The organism is Bradyrhizobium sp. MI1.7 (genome assembly GCF_055811795.1).
In genome coordinates, this window is record NZ_JBVVPO010000044.1 from 1 (window position 1) to 23,976 (window position 23,976).

The 23,976-nt window shown below is 63.7% G+C and carries 16 protein-coding genes and 1 tRNA gene; 10 read left to right on the forward strand and 7 right to left on the reverse strand.

Annotation, left to right across the window (positions count from 1 at the left end; all coding sequences use genetic code 11):
• Positions 1–602: 602 nt before the first annotated feature.
• Positions 603–1,625: a tyrosine-type recombinase/integrase gene (locus AC0L3X_RS31205; RefSeq protein WP_441279945.1), complete on the forward strand. Its 1,023-nt coding sequence runs from the start codon at positions 603–605 to the stop codon at positions 1,623–1,625.
• A gap of 61 nt (positions 1,626–1,686) precedes the next feature.
• Here AC0L3X_RS31205 and AC0L3X_RS31210 read toward each other — a convergent pair.
• The 6 genes from AC0L3X_RS31210 to AC0L3X_RS31235 form a co-directional block, all read right to left on the reverse strand.
• Positions 1,687–1,762, reverse strand: a tRNA-Lys gene (locus AC0L3X_RS31210).
• Positions 1,763–1,942: 180 nt separating this feature from the next.
• Positions 1,943–2,551, reverse strand: a complete 609-nt coding sequence (locus AC0L3X_RS31215) for a Spy/CpxP family protein refolding chaperone (protein WP_155794966.1) — start codon at positions 2,549–2,551, stop codon at positions 1,943–1,945.
• A 199-nt stretch (positions 2,552–2,750) separates the two neighbouring features.
• Positions 2,751–3,764 (reverse strand): TRAP transporter substrate-binding protein, encoded by a 1,014-nt coding sequence (locus tag AC0L3X_RS31220; protein WP_473317092.1) that lies wholly within the window; start codon positions 3,762–3,764, stop codon positions 2,751–2,753.
• A 223-nt stretch (positions 3,765–3,987) separates the two neighbouring features.
• Positions 3,988–7,590 carry a beta strand repeat-containing protein gene (locus AC0L3X_RS31225; RefSeq protein ID WP_473317093.1) on the reverse strand — a complete coding sequence of 1,201 codons (3,603 nt, stop codon included), beginning with the start codon at positions 7,588–7,590 and terminating at the stop codon, positions 3,988–3,990.
• Positions 7,591–7,763: 173 nt separating this feature from the next.
• A complete protein-coding gene (locus AC0L3X_RS31230; RefSeq protein WP_063981681.1) occupies positions 7,764–9,326 on the reverse strand; it encodes a 2-isopropylmalate synthase in 1,563 nt (520 codons plus the stop codon).
• A gap of 549 nt (positions 9,327–9,875) precedes the next feature.
• Positions 9,876–10,121: a hypothetical protein gene (locus AC0L3X_RS31235; RefSeq protein WP_063981680.1), complete on the reverse strand. Its 246-nt coding sequence runs from the start codon at positions 10,119–10,121 to the stop codon at positions 9,876–9,878.
• Positions 10,122–10,426: 305 nt separating this feature from the next.
• On the opposite strand from AC0L3X_RS31235, the gene AC0L3X_RS31240 reads away from it, so the two are divergent.
• Positions 10,427–11,644: an SMP-30/gluconolactonase/LRE family protein gene (locus AC0L3X_RS31240; protein ID WP_063981679.1), complete on the forward strand. Its 1,218-nt coding sequence runs from the start codon at positions 10,427–10,429 to the stop codon at positions 11,642–11,644.
• Positions 11,645–11,731: 87 nt separating this feature from the next.
• Here AC0L3X_RS31240 and AC0L3X_RS31245 read toward each other — a convergent pair whose 3' ends face one another.
• Positions 11,732–13,621: a peroxidase family protein gene (locus AC0L3X_RS31245; protein ID WP_063981678.1), complete on the reverse strand. Its 1,890-nt coding sequence runs from the start codon at positions 13,619–13,621 to the stop codon at positions 11,732–11,734.
• 225 nt (positions 13,622–13,846) lie between these two features.
• On the opposite strand from AC0L3X_RS31245, the gene AC0L3X_RS31250 reads away from it, so the two are divergent.
• The 8 genes from AC0L3X_RS31250 to AC0L3X_RS31285 all read left to right on the forward strand — a co-directional run bounded on the left by AC0L3X_RS31250 (position 13,847) and on the right by AC0L3X_RS31285 (position 23,827).
• The gene (locus tag AC0L3X_RS31250; protein WP_063981677.1) at positions 13,847–14,947 is read left to right on the forward strand and encodes an NAD(P)/FAD-dependent oxidoreductase; all 1,101 of its coding nucleotides are present in this window, start codon (positions 13,847–13,849) and stop codon (positions 14,945–14,947) included.
• 299 nt (positions 14,948–15,246) lie between these two features.
• The gene (locus AC0L3X_RS31255) at positions 15,247–16,461 is read left to right on the forward strand and encodes an ABC transporter substrate-binding protein (protein WP_473317101.1); all 1,215 of its coding nucleotides are present in this window, start codon (positions 15,247–15,249) and stop codon (positions 16,459–16,461) included.
• Between the two features lie 102 nt (positions 16,462–16,563).
• Positions 16,564–17,439: a branched-chain amino acid ABC transporter permease gene (locus AC0L3X_RS31260; protein ID WP_063981675.1), complete on the forward strand. Its 876-nt coding sequence runs from the start codon at positions 16,564–16,566 to the stop codon at positions 17,437–17,439.
• A 1-nt stretch (position 17,440) separates the two neighbouring features.
• Positions 17,441–18,367: a branched-chain amino acid ABC transporter permease gene (locus AC0L3X_RS31265; protein ID WP_063981674.1), complete on the forward strand. Its 927-nt coding sequence runs from the start codon at positions 17,441–17,443 to the stop codon at positions 18,365–18,367.
• A complete protein-coding gene (locus AC0L3X_RS31270; RefSeq protein WP_063981673.1) occupies positions 18,367–19,845 on the forward strand; it encodes an ATP-binding cassette domain-containing protein in 1,479 nt (492 codons plus the stop codon). Before AC0L3X_RS31265 ends, AC0L3X_RS31270 begins: the two co-directional genes overlap by 1 nt.
• A gap of 41 nt (positions 19,846–19,886) precedes the next feature.
• Positions 19,887–21,122 (forward strand): ABC transporter substrate-binding protein, encoded by a 1,236-nt coding sequence (locus AC0L3X_RS31275; protein ID WP_063981672.1) that lies wholly within the window; start codon positions 19,887–19,889, stop codon positions 21,120–21,122.
• Between the two features lie 188 nt (positions 21,123–21,310).
• Entirely contained in the window at positions 21,311–22,360 is a 1,050-nt protein-coding gene (locus tag AC0L3X_RS31280) for a methyltransferase (protein WP_063981671.1), read from the forward strand.
• A gap of 156 nt (positions 22,361–22,516) precedes the next feature.
• Positions 22,517–23,827, forward strand: coding sequence for an ABC transporter substrate-binding protein (locus AC0L3X_RS31285; RefSeq protein ID WP_063981670.1), 1,311 nt, complete (start codon positions 22,517–22,519; stop codon positions 23,825–23,827).
• Positions 23,828–23,976: the final 149 nt, after the last annotated feature.

Consider the following 23,976-nt stretch of genomic DNA (forward strand, 5'->3'; position numbering starts at 1 on the left):
CTTCGTTTGAGGTCATCGACGACCCCATCCTGCCACGCAGACCGGCGGAAGGGGGCCGTCCACCCCAACACGAGAGCCCGATGCGGCGACAACCGCACGCGCACCCAAATCAGAATCAGTGAGACAGCGGCGGGGAGAGTGAGCCGATCCAGGATCGCCATCTTCGGCGATCGACGGATTTCGTCGCATCTCAAGACAATGTGAGCCGCCTGATCTGGCTTGATTCTTCTTGCGTGATCGCATTCCTACAAGGCTGCAGCTTGATCTCCGTGCCGGTGCTTGCAGTTGCGCCAGCCAGCGAAAGTGCGATCTTCCAATTACCTCGGCGTGGTGCTGTCACGACTGGATAATTCCGATGGATTCTGTTCGGGGCGGTATTGGCCAGCGCCTGGTGTCGCGTGACCAAGCTGCCTCATACTGTGGTCTGTCAGTCAGCACCTTCTCGAACTGGGTAAAAATCGGAAGACTACCCTCTGCTCTTTCTGGCACGTCGCGATGGGACTTGAAAGCGATCGATCTCGCGTTAGACTCGCTGAGTGGACTACTCAGAACTCAAACTCCGGACGTTGCGACATCCGCGCTGGACGAGTGGAGAGCAAAGCGTGCGCGTCAATCTCAAAGGGATTCATAAAGTAAAGGTGACGCTCTCAAGCGGCGAACCAAAGACGTACTATTACGCCTATCGCGGCGGCCCCCAGATCAAGGCAGAACCAGGCACCCCTGATTTCGTCCAGCAATACCAGGAGGCGCATTCGAACTTACGGCAGCCACGCGGCGGCACCTTCATGTCAATCATCGCGCGATACAAGGCGGCACCGGAATTCACCAAGATCGCAGCGTCCACTCGCCGCGATTATCTGAGGTACATCAAACTCATTGAAGAAGAATTCGCTGACCTGCCGATCGCCGCTCTCGCCGATCACAGGATTCGCGGCGACTTCAAAGGCTGGCGCGACAAATTCGCCAACACGCCGCGCAAGGCTGATCTCGCCTGGACGGTGTTGGCGCGCATTCTGTCCTTCGCGAAAGATCGCGGCATTATCACCAGCAATCCTTGCGAGCGTGGTGGTCGGCTCTACGTCGCAGACCGCCGCGACAAGATCTGGACCGAGCAGGACATTGCCGCAGTTCTATCAGTTGCATCTGAAGAGATCAGGTTGGCGCTGATCTTGGCTTTATGGAGCGGTCAACGACAAGGCGACCTTTTGCGCTTACCTTGGTCAGCCTACGAGAGCCCTCATATTCGTCTCCGCCAGTCGAAAGGCGGGCGCCGCGTAGTGATGCCTGCCGGCACTCCCTTGAGAGCTCTGCTGGACACCACGCAGCGTCGGGGACCTCTTATCCTGACGAACACGCTCGGCCGGCCCTGGACTTCCGACGGCTTTCGAACATCGTGGGCAAAGGCCTGCGAACGGGCGGGCATTGGCGACCTGACGTTTCACGATTTGAGGGGCACCGCAGTGGTTCGGCTGGCGATCGCTGGCGCGAGCGTACCGCAGATCGCGGCTGTGACCGGCCACTCGTTAAAGGACGTCGAGGCCATTCTGGACGCGCACTATCTTGGTCGCGACATTCAGCTTGCAGAAGCTGCGGTACTCAAGCTCGAAGCGAGAACAAAACTGTAAAACGACCTGTAAAACGAGGTCGCCTACTCTACCAAGCCAGATGCTAAGTGCTTGATTTATATGGTGGGCGCACCAGGGCTCGAACCTGGGACCCGCTGATTAAGAGTCAGCTGCTCTACCAACTGAGCTATGCGCCCGAAAGGCGGTCAATGCCTTGCGAGGCCGGTCGTTTAGCAAAGCGATCCGGGTATGGCAAGCGATGTGGCGCATGTTTTCCAAGGTTCTTCCACAGGCCCGAAAATGCGAAAAGCCGCTGGATTCCAGCGGCTTCGCCAGGGCCAATCCCGGGGTTAATTCCTCGGGAAATACGGGGAGGCTCAGAGCCGGCCCTCGCGATCCCGGTCCGGGCCGCCGTCACGGTCGAAACGGTCGCCGTGGAAGCGGTCCATGCCGCGCTCCATCATGCGGTCCATGCCCCGTTCCATGAAGTGTCGGGACGGGCCATCCCCACCGCCGCCGAACGGGCCACGGTGGCGGGTCAGCACGGCAAGGCGCCGCTTCTGGCCCTCGTCGAGCGTCTTGTAGAGCGGATCGGCGGCATCGGCGATCTTCTTCAGGGCGGCGGAGGTCGCGCCCATGTCCTCGGCGCGCTGGCGCAGGCGGGCGACCGGATCCTCGGGCTTGTCGGCGTTCTTGCCGGCGTCACCCGGGCCGGCATTCATCCGCGCGTTGGCGCGGTCGATGCGCAGCTTGGCGAAGTCGCGCACGGCGGCCTCGACCGGCGGCCACAGCTTCTCCTGGTCGGCGTTGAGCTTCAGCCCGGCATGGACGGCGGCGATCCGCGCGTCGACGAAGGCGGCACGGTCCTCCGGGTTCATGCGGACGTGGCGGAAGTGCTCCATCCACGGGCGATGAAATTGGGCATAGACCGCGCCCGAGCCGGCGATGCTGAGCACGGCGATGGCGGCGATGGTGAACTTCCTCATACGGACCTCCTCTGGAAGGATGCCGGTGAGGATGAGCGCCGGACGGCTGACGCGCAACTTACAACTTGGACAGAGAGAGCGTTCTTACGAAGATGTAACTCCCCTGAATGTCCATTCAGATGCAGACTGAAATGTTTTGCAACAAAAAGGGCCTCCGCGCAGGCTGCACGGAAGCCCCTTCATTGATGGTCGATCCTGATCAGTTCGTCGTGCTCTTCGATTCCTTGAGGAACTCGTCGATCAGCGGCTGGCCGACGCGGGCTGCGGCGTCCTTGTAGACCGGCTCCATCGCCTTGCGCATCGCCTCGTCCTGCTGCGGCGTGAGCTTGATGATCTCGCTCTTGCCGCTCTTCTTGATCTCGGCCAGCGCGTCGTCGTTCTCCTTCTGCGACTGCGCGTTGTTGAAGTCGGTCGCCTCCTTCATCGCCTTTGACAGCTGGTCGCGGATGTCGGCCGGCAGATCGTCCCAGAACTTCTTGTTCACGATCACAACGTAGCCGATGTAGCCGTGATTGGTCTCGGTGATGTACTTCTGCACCTCGTGCATCTTCTGCGTATAGATGTTCGACCAGGTGTTCTCCTGGCCGTCGACCACGCCGGTCTGCAGCGCCTGATAGACTTCCGAGAACGCCATCACCTGCGGCAGCGAGCCGAGCGACTTGAACTGGGCCTGCAGCACGCGCGAGGACTGGATGCGGAACTTGACCCCCTGGTAGTCGGCGGGCGTAACCAGCTTCTTGTTCGCGCTCATCTGCTTGAAGCCGTTGTCCCAATAGGCAAGGCCGGTGATGCCCTTGGAGTCCAGCAGCTTGAGCAGCCGGAGGCCGAGCGGGCCTTCCGTCACCTTCCGCAGCGTCTTCAGGTCCGGAAGGATGTAAGGCAGATCGAACACCTCGAATTCGCGGATGCCGAGCGGGCCGAACTTCGAGTTGGACGGCGCCAGCATCTGCACGCTGCCGAGCTGGAGCGCCTCGAGCTCTTCCTTGTCCTTGTAGAGCGTCGAGTTCGGATAGACTTCGATCTTGACCTTGCCGCCGGTGTACTTCTCGGCGAGCTCCTTGAACTTCTCCGACGCCTTGCCCTTCGGCGTGTCGGTGGCGACGACGTGGCTGAACTTGATGATGATCGGCGATTGGGCCGATGCCTGCCCGGTCAGGGCCAACGCCCCGGTCAAGACCGCAACCGATGCCGCAGCCCAAATGAGTTTCCGCATGCTTCCTCCCGCACGTTTTTTGGTGGGGCACGAACCGTCGCCCCCAAAGCCTTAGATTCAAGACTTGAAGGCAGGATTATAGGGAAGCGGACACAGGCGCCATTGCCCCTTAGCAGGGGGCGGCTTGCAAAAATGCGGTATCCGGAGGGGACATCTGCCGGACTGGCTCACGCAGGGCGATGGCAGGGAAACCCTGCCGTCGCCGCTGACGCCTCTCGCAACCTCAGCCGTGCAGCGCCGGCGCGAGCTGGGCCTGCTGCGCGACCGCCGGATCGGTGATCAGGGTGCCGCCGTGCCCGTCCGAGGACAGCGCGAAGTCGGCCGCGCTGTACTGACCGAGCAAGTGCAGCGTCGCGACGTGGGTGCCGTCGGAGACCGTCAGCGTGCCGCCGGTGTTGTCGTTGTTCTGCGCATAGGCCATCGACGTCAGACCGTCGCTGAACAGGATGTCGCCGAGATCGAGACTGTCATGGTCCTGCCAGCCGGAGATCGTTCCCGTGAAGGCCGACGCCTGGGCCAGCACCAGCGAGGCATTGGGACCGGCGAAGATCACGTCGTCGATCGTGCCGCCCGCATGGACAAAGGCGAGCGCGCCCGAGCCGATCGTGGTGTCATCCGCGCTGCCGCCGGCCTGCACGTACTGCGTGCCGGACAGGACCGTCGTGCCGGTCGCACTGCCATACACATATTGCACGCCGCCGTTGACGATGGTGGCGTTGGCGGCGCCCCAATCGACCTGGACTCCGCCGGCATTGATCGTGGTACCGGTCGCCGTGCCGTCGGCGTAGACGCTCTGCTGGCTGCCGGCGTTGACCGTCGTGATCGACGCGTTGCCGTGGAGATACTGGAGGGCACCATTGCTGATCGTGGTCTGGACCACCGTGCCGCCATAGACCGACTGGACGCCGCCATCCATGGTGGTGTTGATCGCGGTTCCACCCAGATAGACGTCCTGCCCGCCGCCATGGATCGTCGTGTCCGAGGCCGTGCCGCCGCCCTCGACGGCCTGCAGGCCCGAATTGATCGTCGTGAGGCTCGCCGAGCCGAACACGTACTGACCGCCGCCGTTGATCGTCGTGATGATCGTGAAGCCCCAATCGATCTGGATGCCGCCGGCATTGATGGTGGATCCGGTCGCACTGCCGTCGATGTAGACGTTCTGCTCACCCCCGGCATTGACGATGGTGTTGAAAGCATTGTTGTGAACGTGCTGGAAGCCGCCATTCGCGACCGTGGTCTGGATCGCAACGCCGAAGACGTTCTGGGTGCCACCGTCCACGGTGGTGTTGGTCGCGATACCACCGCCAAGGATATCCTGGTCGCCGCCGGCCTCGATCGTCGTGCCGTCGGCCGAGCCGCCGATCTGGATGTACTGATTGCCCGAGATCACGGAGTTCGAGGCCAGACCGAACACCAGCTGCGCGGCGCCCGCGGCAACCACCATTCCATTGGCCGCGCCCTCCAGCACGACCGCCGCGCCGCTCTCGACCTGGATGTCGGAATAGCCGGCCGCGTCCTTGATCCGCCAGACGCCGCTCTGGACGTCGAGCTTCTCGACATTGACGACGGTGCCAAGGAGCGAACCGGAGCCACTTCCCGACAGCACCAGCGTGTCGACGCCGTCGCCGCCGTCGATCGTGCCGGTGACGATCGAAGCGGTGGCGAGATTGATGCTGTCGTCGCCTGCGCCCATCGAGACGTCGCCGATGATGGAGCCGCTGTTGGTGAGCGTATCGTTGCCGCCGTCGGTGGCGACGCTGCCGAAAATGCTGCCCGTGTTGATGACGGTGTCGCCGAAGGTGCCGACGATCGAGATCGCCTCGCCGTTGTTGCCGCGGATCGTGCCGTCATTGATGATGGTCATGACGCCGAAGGCGCTACCGTCATTGCTGTCGTCCACGGTGATCGCGCGCTGGTCACTGATGATCAGGCCGCCCACCTCGTTGTGGACGAAGCCGCCGCCAATCGCGAGCGCCTCGTTGAGGCCGTTGGCGCCGCTGGTCAGGCCGACCGCCGCGATCGTCTCGAAATTGTCGATCGAGACCAGGCCGTCGACATCGACGCCGTCGGCGTCAGCACCGCCGACCGCCGTGCCGGTGATGGTGCCGCGGTTGGTCACGACCGTCGTCGTATTAGCCGCGCTGTCCATGTTGATGCCGGAGCCGCTGCGGCCGATGATCGTGCCGTCGTTGTTGACGGTGATCGGCTGGTCGCCGGTGATGGCGTGGCGGGCGCCGTCGATGATTCCGCCGGCGTAGTTGTTGACCACGCCGCCGGTGTTGACCGACTGGAAGTCGATCGCGTCGTTGCCGGACGAGGCCGCCGAGGCATTGTGGCTGACGATCTGGCCGTAATTGTTGATGGTGGCGTTGGCGCCGGGCCGGATCGCGTCGGCATCGGCCGCCGAGATCACGCCGGTTGCCGCGTTGTTGATGACGGTATTGGCGCCGCTCGAATTGATGTCGTCGAGATCGAGCGCCTGGCCGGCATTGCTGCCGGTCCCCGTCGACGAGATCGTGCCCTCGTTGTTGACGGTGAAGGTGCCGCTCTTGCCCGAGACCAGGTTCGAGATCTTCACAGCGTCCTTGGTCGCGGTGATGGTGGCGCCGGCCTTGTTGTTGATGGTGAGGCTGCCGCTGGTCGAACCGCTGGTGGCGATCGCGCGGCTGGTGCCGGTGATAGTGCCGGAATTGTCGACCAGTGTGCCGGGCGAGGTGCTGCCGCCGATCCAGGTGACCGGGGTCGAGCCCGACAGGGTCGCGCCGGCGAGGACGGTCAGATGATCATTGTTCGCCAGCGTGATCGGGTTCGACGAGTTGCCGGAGACGAGAGTGCCGTCGTCATTGGCGATGGTGCCGGTCGCCGTCGCGGTGCCGATCGTAACCGCCGCGCCCGGATTGCTGGCGCTGGTGAGCGTGAGCGTAAAACTCTCGTCGGGCTCCGCGGTGGTGTCGCCTGAGATCGTGATGGTGATTGTCGCCGAGGACGCACCGTCGGCGAAGCTGCCGCTGAAGGTCGCGGCCGGCAGCGTGCCGCCGAAATCGGCTGCATCGGTGGTGCCGGCGGCGAAGCTGCCGGAGAAGCTGAGCACGCCGGTGGTGCCGCCGGTGCGCGCAATGGTGAAAGTCATGGTCTTGGTGCCGCTCTGCCCCTCGGCGACCGACACGCTCGCCGGCGAGAACGAGATCGTCTGCGTGGCTGGAGCCGCAACGGTGAAGGCGGTCGTCGGGAACGGCGCGTCGGGCGTGGTGCCGTCGGTGCTCTGGTCGCCGCTGCCGTTCTGGGTCGCCCAGTTGGCGGAGTTGCCGATCGCGGCGAGGTAGTCCGCAAAGCCGGCAAGGCCCGAGCGCGGGCCGTTATAGCCGACGATGTCGAGGCCGCCGGTGAAGCTGACCGCGGTCTGGCCGGCAACGAGGCCGGTGCCGGTCAGCGTGCCGTCCGAGGTCGCATAACCGACATTGGAGATCGCGGCGAGAAAGGTCGGCGCCGTCGAGGTGCCGACATAGGCGTAGACGACCTCGCTGTCGTTGGACAGGCCGGTATTGTTGGCGTTGGTGAAGGTCGCCGAGCCGGCGCTGGTGCCGAACGTGCCCTTGCCGATGTTGTTGATGTCGATGACGGTGCCGGCGGGAATCGCGCCGGTCGCGGTCCAGGCGATCGTGCTCTCAGCATTGCTGCCGGTGGCGAAGGCGGAGCCGTTCCAGTTGCTGTCGGTGAAATTGATGACAGTGCCCTGCGGGATGTCGGTCAGGGCGACAAAGGACAAATTATCGTTGCCGTCACCGTTGAAACCGGTGAAGGCGATCGAACCAGCGGAAAGGGGCATTCCAAATTCTCCAGCAGCAAGGGCGCGCGACGCTGCCGGTTAATGGAATGTTAACATGACATGTTAATAACATATTTATTGCGATGCACCCCCACATGACGGGATCGTGTGCCAAACGAAAAACGCGGCGCCAAAGACGCCGCGTTTGCCGATGAATTGACGAGGATGAAGCGTCAGCTCGCCGCTGCCGTCGTCACCGTATCGCGCTGGCGCTTCATGACGATCTTGTTGAGCGCGCCGAGATAGGCCTTTGCCGAGGCCACCAGCGTATCCGGATCCGCTGCGCGTGCCGTCATGGAACGGCCGTCATGGGACAGCCGCACCGAGACTTCGGCCTGCGCGTCGGTGCCTTCGGTCACCGCATGGACCTGATACAGCTCGAGCTTTGCCTCATGCGGCACCAGCGCCTTGATGCAGTTGAACACCGCGTCGACCGGCCCGTTTCCTTCGGCTTCCTCGATCCTGATCTGGCCGTCGACGTCGAGCTTCATGGTCGCGCGCTGCGGGCCGTGGGTGCCGGCGATCACGGTCAGCGAGGTCAGCTTGATGCGGTCGTGGGAGGCCGCCATCTCCTCGTCGACCAGCGCCTCGATGTCCTCGTCGTAGATGTCCTTCTTGCGGTCGGCCAGTGCCTTCATCCGCGTGAACGCATCCTCCAGCTGGTTGGCGCCGAGCTTGTAGCCCATCTCCTCCAGCTTGTGCACGAAGGCGTGGCGGCCGGAATGCTTGCCGAGCACCAGCGACGACTGCTTCAACCCGACCATCTCGGGCCGCATGATCTCGTAGGTCGAGGCGTCCTTCAGCACGCCATCCTGATGGATGCCGCTCTCATGAGCGAAGGCGTTGCGGCCGACGATCGCCTTGTTGTACTGGACCGGGAACGAGGTTGCGGCCGACACGACCTTCGAGGCGCGCGTCAGCTGCGTGGTGTCGATCTTGTTCCACCACGGAAACACGTCGTTGCGGACGTTGATGGCCATCACGACTTCCTCGAGGGAAGCGTTGCCAGCCCGCTCGCCGATGCCGTTGACGGTGCACTCGATCTGCCGCGCGCCGCCGGCAATGCCGGCCAGCGAATTCGCCACGGCCATCCCGAGGTCGTTATGGCAATGAACCGAGAATACCGCCTTGTCGGAGTTCGGCACGCGCTCGATCAGCGTGCGCATGAAACGGGCATATTCCTCGGGCGTGGTGTAGCCGACGGTATCGGGGATATTGACGGTGGTCGCGCCGGCCTTGATCACGGCCTCGACGATGCGGCAGAGATAGTCCATCTCGCTGCGGGTGGCGTCCTCGGCCGACCATTCGACGTCGTCGATCTGGTTGCGGGCGCGGGTCACGTTGGCGATCGAGAGCTCCATCACCTGCTCCGGCGTCATGTTCAGCTTGACGCGCATGTGCAGCGGCGAGGTCGCGATCACGGTGTGGACGCGGCCGCGCCTGGCGAATTTCACCGCTTCGGCGCAGCGGTCGATGTCCTTCGGGTTGGCACGCGACAGGCCGGCGATCACCGAGTTCTTGGAGCGGCGGGCGATCTCGCTGACGGCCTGGAAGTCGCCTTCGGAGGTGATCGGGAAACCGGCCTCGATGACGTCGACGCCCATGTCGTCGAGCATCTCGGCGATCTCGATCTTCTCCTCGAACGTCATGGTGGCGCCGGGGCACTGCTCGCCGTCGCGCAGCGTGGTGTCGAAAATGATGACGCGGTCCTTATCGGACTTGTTCACGGGGGCCATTGCAAAATTCCTTTTGAGCTTTTTTGCGCCGTCAGTCTGCTGGGCGCTTGAGGTGTCCGGTGATCTCGACCAACCCCTGAGCGCCCAGGCGCGTGGCGCCCAGCCGGCCCTCAGGGGCAAGTAAGAAGAAGGCCGCCAATCAGGAGGGTGGGCAGCAGCGCGGCCGGGATCGTGGCGGCGGCCAGAGCCACCTCCCCCGAAATCCCATCGATTTGGCCGCGAATCAGCATTGCCAGACCCTTTTGAGCCCTCAAATCCTCGGTCAAAACCGTTGACGGTTGGTTGCCGGGAGGCTCGATGCGCCGTTTCTAGACGAGAAATGGCCGCAACCGCAACGCCAAAAGATGGTCAGGAGGACTGACCTGCCGCCAGATCTGCAATGTACGGCGCGACGACCGGTCCGTCATCGCGCGGCTCATACGGCAAATCCGAATTACGTAGGCTGGAAATACGACGGTGTCGCCGGGCAGCGCGAGGGACCCACGAGACCGGAGCGATATACGGGAAGGTCGTCCGGATGTCGCACCCCGTACCCGCGTTGCGGTCAGGCTATCCCGCGCGGCGGGCGCGGGCCCTGCTCTCCCACCGATCCAGCATCTGGCCAAGCTCGCCGGTGGCCGGGGGCACGATCTCGTTGGTGTTGGCGGGTGCGGCGGCGCGGAGCCAACCCGGCTCGGTATATTCGCGCCAGCGGCGCGCCTCCGCGCGTCGTTTGCGGGAGGCGAGATCGCGGGTGAAATAGCCGGCGGCGAACGCGATGGCGAGCGCAATGACCAGTGCGACAACGGCTAACACAATGAACTCCGGCTGATACCCCGGAAACGTTCTGCCATCATCGCGCGTGAGGTCAAGGCTTGACAGGTCCTAAAAACGGCACCGGTTAACCGCGCAAAGCGCGACGACATGCCCCGAACGACGAGACCGGGACGAATTGCCGCTTCTGCCCTCGCCTCGCCGCAATGCCGCCGCGTTCCAGCCTTCGCAAGCCTGCCATCGCGCGGAGGATGCGCACCTGCCCCTCGCAACCGGCCGCGGACCGGACTAACCTTCGCCCGCTCGGCCGGATCAACCGGCCAGCCGAACATAACCGGGAGGACGCGATGAAACGCCCAGAGCAGCGTGACCAGGATGCTGCGCTTTCACGACGAACACTTGTGCGGGGACTTGCGCTCGGCGCTGCGGCGACCGTGGCCGGCCCTGCGCTGGCCCAGACCGGACCTGCCGCCCCGCCAACGACGATCACCACCCCGCCGCGCGATTTCGGCCCCAACGGCGCGCCGACGACTTATTTCTCGGACCCCGACATCATCACCGTCGATCCGTCCTTCGACGATCTGGCGCAGCCCAACACCGCGATCAAGCGCCTCTACACCGGCTTGTTGTGGGCCGAGGGCCCGGCCTGGAGCGCGCAGGGCCGTTATCTCCTCTGGAGCGACATCCCCAACAACCGGCAGATGCGCTGGACCGAGGACGACGGCCGCGTCAGCGTGTTCCGCACGCCCTCCAACAATTCCAACGGCAACTCGTTCGACTTCCAGGGCCGGCAGCTTTCCTGCGAACATCTGACCCGGCGGGTGACGCGCTACGAGCATGACGGTACCGCCACCGTGCTCGCGGATTCGTACCAGGGCAAACGCCTGAACTCGCCGAACGACATCGCCGCGCATCCCGACGGCAGCTACTGGTTCACCGACCCGCCCTATGGCGGCCAGCTCTATGAAGGCGAGCCCGACGTGGCGGGCGGCCCGAGCAATGCAGGCGGCAAGCTCAATCCGCGGATCGGACAGCCGGCCGGCTTCGTGCCGGGCAAGCGCGAGCTGCCCACCAACTGCTATCGCATCGATCCAAGTGGCCGCATCGACCTCGTCGTCACCGAGGACCAAGTGCCCGATCCCAACGGCCTATGCTTCTCACCGGACTACAAGAAGCTCTACGTCGCCTCGACCGGCAAGGGACCGGGTGACACCGGGCCCGGCGGCAAGGGCGAGATATTCGTGTTCGACGTCGGCGCCGACAACAAGCTCTCCAACGTGAAGAAGTTCAGCGACTGCGTGATCGACGGGGTGAAGTGCGGGCCCGACGGCCTGCGCTGCGACGTCAACGGCAATGTCTGGTCCTCCAGCAACGCCGGGCGCGCCGTCGGCTATAGCGGTGTGACGGTGTGGTCGCCGGCGGGCAAGCTGCTCGGCCGCATCCGCCTGCCGGAAGTGTGCGGCAATGTCTGCTTCGGCGGCCCCAAGCGCAACCGCCTGTTCATGGCCGCGAGCCAGTCGCTCTACGCCGTGTACACGGCGACGCAAGGCGCCGGCCCAGGCTGACGCGGGACGAGCAGGATCACGACACGGCGCCGGCGTGCCCCGCCGGCGCCGAATGATGCTGTATTGCTCGTTTGAAGCGACCCAGCATTATCCCCATTCGTGAAGATGCATCTCATGCGGCTTTACGCCCAGCAGGTCGATGGTCTCGGAGCCGACCTGCAACAGCGTTCCGCCATGATGGTCAGATGATTTCGTGACGTGAACGTCGTTCGAAAATTGCAGTTTGTCCTGTTTGGGATCGAAGTCGGTGATGACCGCGGTGTTGTGCTTACCTGCGAGAACACCAAGGTCGAATTCGAATGTGTCGGCACCGGCACCTCCGGTCATGGTCATGCGGCCGGCCGCGGCGACCAGCGTGTCATCCAGATCTCCGCCGGTCAGGGTATCCCTGCCGGGAGATCCGACCACAAGCTGCGCCATGCCTGCTGCAGCCTTTTCTCCGGTCGGGTCTACGCCGCCCAGCGTGCCGCTGTGCCGCTCGGTGGCGACGAAGGCATCGCTCTGCATCGCAGTGGTATCGGTGTCGCGCAGAATGAGGTCCGACAGCGTGGTGTTCTTTATCTCATTCAGGGTCTGCTTATCGAAGCCCTGGTTCTCGAAGTAGTAGCGATCGCCGTCGCGCAAAGCGGCGAACTGGTCGGCGATGATTATGCCGAAGGTGGGCCCGATGACGGCTCCTGGCGCATGATCCTCAGCCAATCCACCGGCCCACAAATCGACGGCATCGATCGAACCATAGGCTTTCTCGAACGCTGCTGCCGTCGCCGGATCAGAGCTGAACTGATCGAAGCTGGTGTAAGGCGCAAGCCCCAGCGCCTCCCGGGTTTGGTTCAGTGTACCCAGCCCAAGATCATGGCCGCGTTGGATATTGATCGCGGCCAGATCCATGCCGTCCGGAGGATCGAACAGGAGGTTTCGCAAGCCATCGACAATGTGAGCGTCCAGCGGGTTGGCCAGGTCCCCCGACAGATGCCGCAGCAGGCCATCCGCACCAGTCGCCTTGAAAGTCGCCGTGTCTTCGAAGAACGATTGCGCCAGCGTCTGCTCCGACGTAAAGGCGCCCAGATTGCTGGTCGCACTGATCTCGTCGGAGACGATGGAGTGACCGAAGCGAAAGGCCGCACCGGCAAACTCTTCGGTGATCCGCGCGTCCGCCGTGCGGTCATAGCCTTGGTACGGCTTGATGGCGCCCTCGCCCAACAGATGCGGCAGGAACTCGTTGTAGGTGATGTTGACCATCTCGGCCGTGGTGATGGCCTTGGCCGTCTCGTATAGCTTGTCGCCGCTCCAGTTCGGATGGTCCTCGTGCAGTCGATCGACCTGGTAATTGTGCTCGCGCACAAACAAGACTTGCAAGGCGGTCAGGTCGGGATTCTCCTGCGCCCGTACGTCACCGGCCGCAAAGACGTTGCCGTGCTCGGTCTCGACGATCGGGAGATTGTCTCCCGCCGACACCTTCATATGGCCGTCGGCCGTTCGCAGGCTCGCTGCGGTGGCCGCGTCGGAACCGTAGATCTGCGATCCGTCCAGCCAACCCGTCACCGTATTGATCGCGGCTGCCGGGTGCCCGGTGACCCCCGTCGCAGGATCGATCGCCACCCGCGTCAACGGGATCATGCTGCCGGGCGGCAGAAACTCATCATCAGCCGGGACCTTGATCGAGATATCATCCGTGCCTGTGCCCTCCTTCTGCAGATCCAGATCGTGATCGATGAACTGGCCCCACGCATACATCATGCCTGACAGCGCGACGCCGGCGTCATCCACCAGATGCGGGCCTTCCTCGCCATCGCCAATATCCGTCTGCGCCACGAAAATGTTGCTGATCTCACGCGGATTCGGACCTCGCGTCATTTCATTGACCCCATCGACGAAATTTGCCGGCCCCAGCCGAGCAAAGTCGGTGTCGGCCTGGTTCAAGGTGGGATCCACACGATTGTTGTTGGAGCCGTCGATGCTGCGGAATCTGAGCGCCATGGTTTACCCTCCCCGTAGAGTGTCCGCCCCAGCGCCTGCTCCATTGGCGGCTTGCGGCATGACGCTTTTATGATTCTTTATGACGCTCGCATGATCGTTGAGTGACGACATTCGATATACGACAGAATTGCACCTCTAGCGGCGAAGCGGCAATCTTGGCCTGAATGATCGTGCCGAACAGGCGATGTTGCGCACATCAGCGCAGCACTATCCAAGGAACAAGCCATGCGCGTCATCATCTGCGGCGGCGGCGTGATCGGGGCCTGCACCGCCTTGTTTCTCCGGCGCCACGGCATCGACGTCATCGTGGTCGAACGGACCGAGGTCGCGGCCGCAGCCTCCGGCAAGGCCGGCGGCTGTCTGGCGCGTGACTGGTGCGCCGGCTCGCCGCTCGACGCACTCGCGCGGCGGAGCTTTGCGCTTCACGCGCAGCTGGCGCAGGAGATCGCCGGCGATTGGGGCTATCGCCCGATGACCGCATATAGCGGCTTTGTTGCGTCCGACGGCGATCCGCGCCGGAATGCACCATCCGCGCTCGGCTGGCTCGCCAACGGCGTCGTCATCGCGCAGCGCATCGGTACGACGCAGACGACTGCGATCGTTCATCCCCGCAAATTTACGTCGGCCGTGATGAACGCGGCAGTCGCGCAAGGCGCCAAGCTTCGCGTTGGCCGCATCACGGGCATCGCGCGCGACGCGAATGGGACGACCGCGAAGGGTGTCGAGGTCGAAGGCAGCCTCGTTGAGGCGGACGCCGTCGTGATCGCGATGGGACCATGGTCGCTGCTAGCCGCGCAATGGATGCGCCTGCCCGCCGTTTATGGCCAGCGCAGCCCGAGCATCGTGTACGACATCGGCCCCGACGTTCCGGCCGATGCGTTGTTCCTGGAGTATGACGAGGACGGCAGCGCCGTGTCGATCGAGGTCTTTCCACGCGCCGATGGCAGCACGCATATCACCGCACTCTCGGACATCGCGCCGCTGCCGCTCGATCCGGCGGCCGTAACGCCGGACGTCGATGCGATCGCGCGCCTGCAAATCATGTGCGAACGGCTGTCGCCACTGTTTCGTCCCGAAAAGATCATCGCGCAGCAGGCCTGCTTCCGACCGGTGACTGAGGACGGCTTGCCGTTGATCGGCAAGGTGCCGCGGAGCGAAGGCCTCTATGTTGCGACCGGGCATAATGTCTGGGGCATCCTCAATGCGCCCGCCACCGGCGAAGCGCTGGCGCAGCTGATCGCCAAGGATGCGACGCGTGTAGACTTGTCGCCATTCGATCCGGCCCGATTGAGGCCGCTCGATCCATCGTTGCTGCAAGCGCGCTGAACCGGCATCGCTGCGCGTCTTGTAGCCCGGATGGAGCCAGGCTACCGCTCGCTGGAAGGCTTCGACGCTCACGCATGCCCGCCGACAGAATCTGCATGCCTGCGCGCGTCATGAGTGTCTCGCACCTATCCTGCCCGCAATTTACGCAGCGCTAGACTTTAGTCCGTCTCTACCAATCCTGAACGCGGTTTCACTTGCCGAGAATGCCGTCGCCGTTATAGTTGCGACATAATGGCTCACAAGAGGCCTGTTCAAAGGGAGAGAACAACATGAAAAAACGACTCTCTGTTGCATTGCGAATGGCGCTCGGTGCGGCCGCAACAGGCGCGATGATGGCAGCGTCAGGCGCGGCACTTGCAGCCGATCCCCTCAAAATCGGCGTGATCGCGGAAGCGCAGGCGATCGCAGGCGCCTCCATTCCGCAGGCGGCGCAGCTTGCCGCCGACGAGATCAACGCCAATGGCGGCGTCGACGGCCGCAAGATCGAGATCATCTCTTACGACAATCATTCCTCGTCGGCGGATTCAGTGCGTGCGTTCCAGCGCGCGGTGAACGAGGACAAGGTCAACGTGGTCATCGCCAGCTATATCAGCGAGGTCGTGCTGGCGCTGGAGCCCTGGGCCTCGCGGCTGAAGACGCCGTTCGTCACGCCGGGTGCCGCCTCCAACGAGATCAGCAAGAGCGTTCACGCCGATTACGAGAAGAACAAATACACCTTCCACGGCTATCTGACCTCCGCCGCGCTGGCGCTCTCGGTCTGCGACGGCGCCAAGGACCTGCTCGTCGACAGGATGCACATGAAGACCGCGGTCATCATGAGCGAGGACGCCGCCTGGACCAAGCCGCTCGACGTCGGCTACGAGGAATGCCTGCCCAAGATCGGGCTGAAGGTGCTCGACCACATCCGCTTCTCGCCCGATACGACCGACTTCACGCCGATCTTCAACAAGATCGAGGGCTCCAAGCCCGATGTGATCATCACCGGCATCTCCCATGTGGGCGTGCAGCCGACCGTGCAGTGGAGGAACCAGCAGGTGCCGATCCCGATGTTCGGCATCTCCTCGCAGGCAACCAACGAGACCTTCGGCAAGGACACCAACCAGGCGGCCGAAGGTGTGCTCTATCAGGGCGTCTCCGGGCCCGGCGTCGCGGTGACGCCGAAATCGGTGCCGTTCGCGGAGAACTTCAAGAAGAAGTTCGGCAATTATCCCTCCTATGCCGGCTACACCGCCTATGACGAGGTCTACTACATCGCCGACGCGGTGAAGCGCGCCGGCTCGACCGACGCCGACAAGCTCGTCGCCGCGCTCGAGAAGACCGACTGGGAAGGCACGATCGGCCGCGTCCAGTTCTACGGCAAGGACGATCCGTTCACCCACTCGATCAAATATGGCAAGGGCCTGATCACCGGGCTGATGCTGCAATGGCAGGACGGCAAGCAGAGCGCGGTCTGGCCCAAGGACGTCGCCAAGGTCGACGTCAAGTTCCCGAGCTTCATCAAGCTCAGCAACTAGCAGGACATGCTCCCGGGACCACCTCCCGGGAGCTCCCACATGCGGCTCTCCGCAGCACCTTTCCTCAAAGCGGCAGCTCGGCTGCCACCCGGCCAATCATAGATGCGAGCTTTCCAGATATTGATCGATGGCTTTGCCATCAGCGCTCTCTACGCTCTCGGTGCCACCGGCTTCACCCTGATCTTCGGCGTCTCCGGCGTGCTCAACCTCTCCCACGGTGCCATCATGGTGGCCGCAGCGGTGGCGGCCTGGGCCGCTGCCAGCATTCTCAACGTCGGCACCTATGCCGGTGCACTGATCGGGGTCGCCGTCGCTCTCCTCACCGCCTTTGCGACCTATTTCGCAGTGGTGAAGCCCATTCAGGACTCCCGGCGCATCCCCAATGAGGAGAAGGAGATCTTCGTCCTCACGGGAACGCTGCTCTGGGGCATCATGATCCAGGAGCTGATCGCCTATTTCTTTACCAACAACGCCAAGACCGTGCTGCCGATCGTCGAGGGAGTCGTCGAGATCCTCGGCGTCCGCACGCCGAAGAACGAGATCTTTACGGCGATCGTGTGCTGCCTCGTCATCGCGCTGCTGTGGCTGCTCGTGAATCGCACCCGCACCGGCAAGGCGGTGCTGGCGGCGTCGATGAACCCGCGCGGCGTGACGCTACTCGGCCTCGAGCTCACCAACATCTACATCGTGGTGTGGGGGATCTACGGGATCCTCGCCGGCATCGCCGGCGTGCTGCTCGGGATGTTCCTGGGCGTCAGCTCCTACAGCGTCGGACCGCTGACGGCGAGCGCGTTCTCGATCGTGGTGCTCGGCGGCCTCGGCAGCGTCTCCGGCTCGCTGATCGCGGCCTTCGTCGTCGGCTATCTCGAAACGTTGACGGCCTATCTGGTCTCGCCGGCCTACCGCACCATTCCGGCGCTGCTGCTGCTCGTGTTCGTGATGTATATCCGGCCCCAGGGCCTTCTGGGGAGGCGCTGAGATGTCCACCTTCTTCACCTCCCGCCTGTTCTTCATCTCGGTCGCGCTCGTCATCATCGCGGCGACGCTGCCGCTCTACGTCTCCGGCTACGTGCTCGGCCTGCTTACCGTCGCGTTCTATTTCGGCGTGTTCGCGATGGCCTGGGACCTGCTGTTCGGCTTCGCGGGCGAGGTCAATTTCGGGCCCACCTTCCTGATCGGCGTCGGCGCCTACACCGCCGGCATTCTCAATGCCCAGTTCGGCTGGTCGGTCTATCTCTGCATCGTGCTGGGGGCGCTCGCCTCCGTCATCGCGGGCCTCGTGCTGGCGTTGCCGGCTTTGCGCGTGCGCGGGCCGTATTTCGGCCTAACCACGCTGGTCGCGGTGTTGATGTTGCAGAATTTCATCGTGGTGTTCGCCGATCTCACCGGCGGCGAGATCGGCCTGACCATCCCCGACGTCATCACCATCAACGCCGGCGCCAACTACTGGATCGCGCTCGGCTTCATGACGATCTCGGCGGCGATCCTCTACGGCCTGTCGCAATCCCCGATTGGCCTCGTGCTCCAGGCCAGCGGCCAGGATCCGGTGCAGGCCGGCGCGCTCGGCTTCAACATCATCAAGCACAAGCTTGCCGCCTTCATCGTCAGCGCGTTCTTCTCTGGTTTATCCGGAGCGCTGCTGGTGTTCTATTTCGGCACCGCCTCGGTCGGTACCGTCGTCGACGTCGCGGTCGGCGTGAACGTGATCGTCTCGGCCGTGCTCGGCGGCCGGCGCACCGTGCTTGGCGCGGCACTGGGCGCGATCTTCCTGATCGTCGCCGGTGAATTCCTGCGTCCCACCGGCGAGCTCGCGACCTTCATCGTCTCGGCGGTCGCGCTGCTCGTCGTGCTGTTCTTCCCCGGCGGCTTCCTCGGAGCGGCCCTCTCGCGTGAGGCGCGCTCGTGATGGATATGATCGCAAACCGGCCCGTGCTCGACGTCCGCGGCCTGACGAAACGCTTTGGTGGATTGACGGCGGTGAAGAACCTCGGCTTCGAGGTGAACGCCGGCGAGATCTTCGGCCTGATCGGGCCGAACGGCTCCGGCAAGTCGACCGCGATGAAGAGCGTGATGGGCATCGAGCGCCCGACATCGGGCGAAGTCATCTTCGAGGGCGAGAACGTCGCTGGCCTGCCCGCGCACAAGATCGCGCGCAAAGGCTTTGGCATGGTGTTCCAGCACTCGCGGCCGCTGAACCGGCAGACGGTGCTGGAGAACATCATGGTCGCGCTGCTGCCGGACAGCCTGTTCATGCTGTTCCCGGACAAGGCGCTGGTCGAGCGCGCCAAATGGATCGCGGACCGCGTCGGGTTGGGCAGCGTGATGAACCGCCGGCCGCCGACGCTGCCTTTCGCCGATCTGCGCCGGCTGGAGCTTGCGAAGGCGATCGCGCGTGACCCGAAGGTCGTGCTGGTGGACGAACCCTTTGCCGGGCTGACGCGGGCGGAGGTCGACGTCTTCTCCGACCTGATCCGCAGCTTTCGCGACGAGGGCCGCGCCGTGATGCTGGTCGACCACAACGTCAAGAGCGTTGCAGCGCTGGTCGACCGCGTGCTCGCGATGTATCTCGGAGAGGAGATCGTCACGGGCAAGGCCGACGACGTCATGAAGAACGAGACGGTGCGCCGGGTCTATCTCGGCGGCGCCATCGAAACCCATGCGCGGCCCGAGACCAGCTTCAAGGACAAGGTGCCGCTGCTCCAGGTCGAGAATGTCAGCGTGTTCTACGGCAAGGCGCAGGCGCTGGAGAACGTCTCGATCCACGTCCACGAGGGCGAGTTCGTCTCAATCGTCGGCCTCAACGGCGCCGGCAAGACCACGCTGTTCAACACCATCTCCGGCTTCCTGCCCTATAGCGGCGAGATCGTGCGCGGTGGCGACAAGTTGCGTGGCACGAGCCCGGCGAAGATCGCGCGCAGCGGCCTCGTGCAATGCCCGGAATCGCGCGAGCTGTTCGGCGAGATGAGCGTGCGCGAAAACCTCGATCTCGGCGGCCAGCATCTCTCCGACGACAAGCGCGCCGCGCAGCTCGCCTGGCTGTTCGAGCTGTTCCCGATCCTGAAGGAGCGCCAGGGCCAGATGGCACAAACGCTCTCCGGCGGCGAGCAGCAGATGCTCGCGATCGGCCGCGCGTTGATGATGCAGCCGCAGATCCTGATCCTGGACGAGCCGACGCTGGGCCTCGCTCCCGTCATCCTCGAGCAATTGTCCAAGGCGCTGACGAAGCTGCGGCAGACCACCGCGATCACGGTGCTGCTCGGCGAGCAGAACGTCACCTTCGCGCTGCCGCATGCCGACCGCGTCTATGTGCTGGAGCACGCCCGCATCGTCTGGGAGGGCGATCCCGGCCGCTTCGCGAGCGAAGCCGGCGCCGATTTTCTTTAAGTCCGTCAACATCAATAAAAAACATAGAAAGGGAAACGACCATGCGACCTTCAATCCTCGGCAGCAGCCTCCTCACCTCCGCGCTGGCGCTGTGCCTCGCCGCCCCCGCCTACGCGCAGTCGAACGATCCGATCAAGATCGGTGTCATCGCCGAAGTGCAGTCGATCGCGGGCGCTGCGACCCCGGGCGGCGCGCAGATCGCTGCCGACGAGATCAACGCCAAGGGCGGCATTCTCGGTCGCAAGGTCGAGATCGTCACCTATGACAACAAGAGCTCGTCGGCCGACTCGGTGCGAGCCTTCCAGCGCGCGGTGAGCGAGGACAAGGTGTCGGCCGTGATCGCGAGCTATATCAGCGAGGTCGTGCTGGCGCTCGAACCCTGGGCGGCGCGGCTGAAGATGCCGCTGATCACGCCGGGCGCCGCCTCGAACGAGATCACCAAGGCGATCCACAACGACTACGAGAAGAACAAGTACACTTTCCACGGCTATCTGACGTCGGCGGCGCAAGCCCAGCTCGTCTGTGATGCCGCCAAGGATCTGCTGGTCGACAAGCTCAAGTTCAAGACCGTCGCGATCATGAGCGAGGACGCCGCCTGGACGAAGCCGCTCGACGTCGGCTACGAGGCCTGCCTGCCCAAGGCGGGCCTGAAGGTCGTGGAGCATGTGCGCTTCTCGCCCGATACCACCGACTTCACGCCGATCTTCAACAACATCGAGGGCAAGAAGCCTGACGTGATCGTCACCGGCATCTCGCATGTCGGCGTGCAGCCGACGGTGCAGTGGAAGAACCAGCAGGTGCCGATCCCGATGTTCGGCATCAGCGCGCAGGCGCTGAGCCCGACCTTCTGGAAGGACACCAATGGCGCCGCCGACGGCGTGCCGTCGCTCGCGGTGGCGACGCCCGATGTCGCCGTGACCGCCAAGACGAAGCCGTTCGCGGCCGCCTTCAAGGCCAAGTTCGGCACGCCGCCGGCCTATACCGGCTACACCGCCTATGACGAGGTCTACTTCATCACCGAAGCGATCAAGCGCGCGGGCTCGACCGATCCCGACAAGATGGTCGCTGAACTGGAGAAGACCGACTACGAGGGCACGATCGGCCGCATCCAGTTCTACGGCAAGGACGACGAGTTCACCCACGGCATCAAGTCCGGTCCCACGACCGTGTCCGGCCTCGTCTTCCAGTGGCAGGACAGCAAGCAGGTCGTGGTCTGGCCCGAGAAGATCGCGGAAGGCAAGCTGAAGTTTCCAGCCTTCGTGAAGCTGTCGCAGTAACCGGCTCGTCCCGGCATCAGGCCCACCGCTCGTTCGCGAGCGGTGGGCTTTTTCTTTGTTCTTCAAGAATCTTTGTCCTTCAGGAAACATGCTGCGCCGCGGCCGGCCCGTAGCGACCTTGGGTCACGTTGACGTTTTGCCGCAACCTCCGCCATGTACCCCGCCGGTGATGAAGCGGAGCATCTCAGATGGACGCAAGCATCTCTCCCGGACAATCTCCCGCACCTCAAGATTTCGCCCAGATATTCAGGCTGATCGGTGGGTACCGCATTTCGCAGGCCCTGCGCGTTGCCGTCGAGCTTGGCATTCCGGATCACCTGGCGGCAGGCCCGCGCCATTGCGACGATCTGGCGACAACGACCGGAAGCCATGCTCCGACGCTTTACCGGCTGCTTCGCTTCCTGGCCGGTGCCGGCCTGCTCGACGAGACGTCTCCGAAGCAGTTTGCGCTGACACCTCTTGGGTCTACCCTCCGCGCCGATATCCCGGCTTCGATCTGTCCGGTGGTGCGGCTATGGCTCAGCGAGTCGCACTGGCAATCCTGGAGCCATCTTCTGCACTCCGTACAGACCGGCCAGCATGCCTTCGATCACGCACACGGGACGGGGATCTTCGACTATTTGCGCGAGGACGCCGAGCTCTCCGCGATTTTCAACGCGACGATGACAACCAGCTCCGCCCGGTTGGCCAATGCACTTCTCAAGCACTACGATTTTCACGGGATCGGCCGCATCGTCGATATAGGCGGCGGACATGGTTTCACGCTCACAACGATTCTGGCCGATCACCCGACCATGCAAGGCGTGCTGTTCGACCTTCCCGATGTCGTAGCCGGTGCTTCTCTGGAGGCGATTGGAGGCAGGAACCGATGTGAGATCATCGGCGGGAGCTTCTTCGAAACCGTTCCGGCAGACGCAGACGCCTACATCCTGAAGCAGATCATCCATGATTGGGACGACGATCAATCGCTGGCAATCCTGCGAAATGTTCGCGCGGCAATGCCAGGACATGCTCGGGTTCTGCTGATCGAACGACGGATCGAGCCAGATCATCGCGACGCCATGCGCGTGCTCCATATCGACATGGAGATGCTGGTCAATGTCTCCGGCATGGAGCGCACCGACGCCGAATATCGAACCCTGCTGGAGCAGGCCGGATTCCGATTGGCGAGGGTGGTGCCGTTGCTCGACGGCGCAGGCTTTGCGGTATTCGAGGCGATGCGCTCCGACACGAACTGAAGTCGGGCAGATCGCTCGATGCGTCTTCGCAGTTGCGTTCTGCGCCATGACCCGCCTATCGACCTTTCGCCATGTTGACTTTCCATCGTCCCGCTCCCCATAATTCGCAAAAAAATAACAAGACCAATCAACAGACGGGTTTTGAGGGAGGATAGGATGCCGACTTCACGCAGGCAGCTGCTGAAGAGCACTGCGGCTGCCGCCGCTGCACTCAGCCTCGATTGGACCCGGGCCCAGGCGCAAGCCGAGAATTTGCGCATTGGCCTGATCTACGACCTCACCGGCCCCTTCGCCGCCGGCGGCTCGGTCGCCTCGTCAATCGGCGCGCAGATCGCGATCGATCTCGTCAACGAGAAAGGCGGTGTCGGCGGCAAGACCAAGATTGCTCCGGTCGCCGCGGATTCCCAGAGCAAACCCGACGTTGCGATCAACGAGGCCGAACGCCTGATCAGTCAGGAGAAGATCGACATCATCAACGGCGTCTATGCGAGCTCGCATGCGGTGCCGCTCGCGGCCAAGGTCGAGCAGCAGAAGAAGATCCTCTGGATCACGACCGCGGTCTCGACCGCCGTGTTCAAGGACAAGAACCTGCAATACGTGTTTCGAGCGCAGATCCATTCCGACCAATATGGCCAGGCCTTCGCGAGCTTCCTCGCCGAGCATGCGCAAGGCAAGCTCGGTATGGATCCGAAGGACGTCAAGGTCGCGCTGATCCACGAGGACGGCCCGTATGGCGTCGGCGTCGCGGCGGCCGACGAGGCCTATGCCAAGCAGGCCGGCATCCAGGTGGTGCTGCGCGAGGGCTACTCCGCCTCGGCGCCCGACCTGTCGGTGCTCGTTACGAAAATCAAGCGCGCCAAGGCCGACGTGATCTCGCATGCCGGTTACAACCCCGACATCACCCTGTTCCTGCGCCAGGCGCGCGAGAGCGGATTGCGCTTCAAGATGTTGTTCGGCGCCGGCGCCGGCTACAGCCAGCTCGACAAGCTGCGCGCGACCTTCGGCGCCGACATCGACAATTTCTGCAACATCGATCCGGTCCCCGCGCAATTGCTCGATCCCGCAAAGCTCGCACCGGGCATCGGCGATCTGACCAACGCCATGGTCACGCGCTACAAGGCCAGGACCGGCGCGACCGAAGTGCCGCCACACTGCTCGATGGGTTTCAACCAGACCTGGGTGCTGCTCAACAACGTGCTGCCGGTCGCCAAGGAGAAATACGGCAGCTTCGATCCCGAGGCCATCCGCAAGGCCGCGCTCGACGTCGACATTCCCGCCGGCGGCACCATCCAGGGCTACGGCGTCAAGTTCTTCCCGCCGGGCACGCCGCTGTCGGGCCAGAACGAGCGCTCGACGCCGGTGGTGATGCAGAACGCCGGCGAGCGCATCTCGGTGGTGTGGCCGACCAACATCCGCACGCAGGACCCGGTGTTTCCGCTGCCGAAGGGCTCGACCTACGGGGCGTGAGGTGATGCGGACGGTCTCTTCCCCTCTCCCCTTGTGGGAGAGGGTGGCTCGCCCCGGGGCGGCGGGGCGGGGGGGGGGGGGTGGGCCCCGGCAAAAATAATAAAGTAGAAATACCGGAGGGGGACCCCGCAAACCGCGCAGCCCGCCCC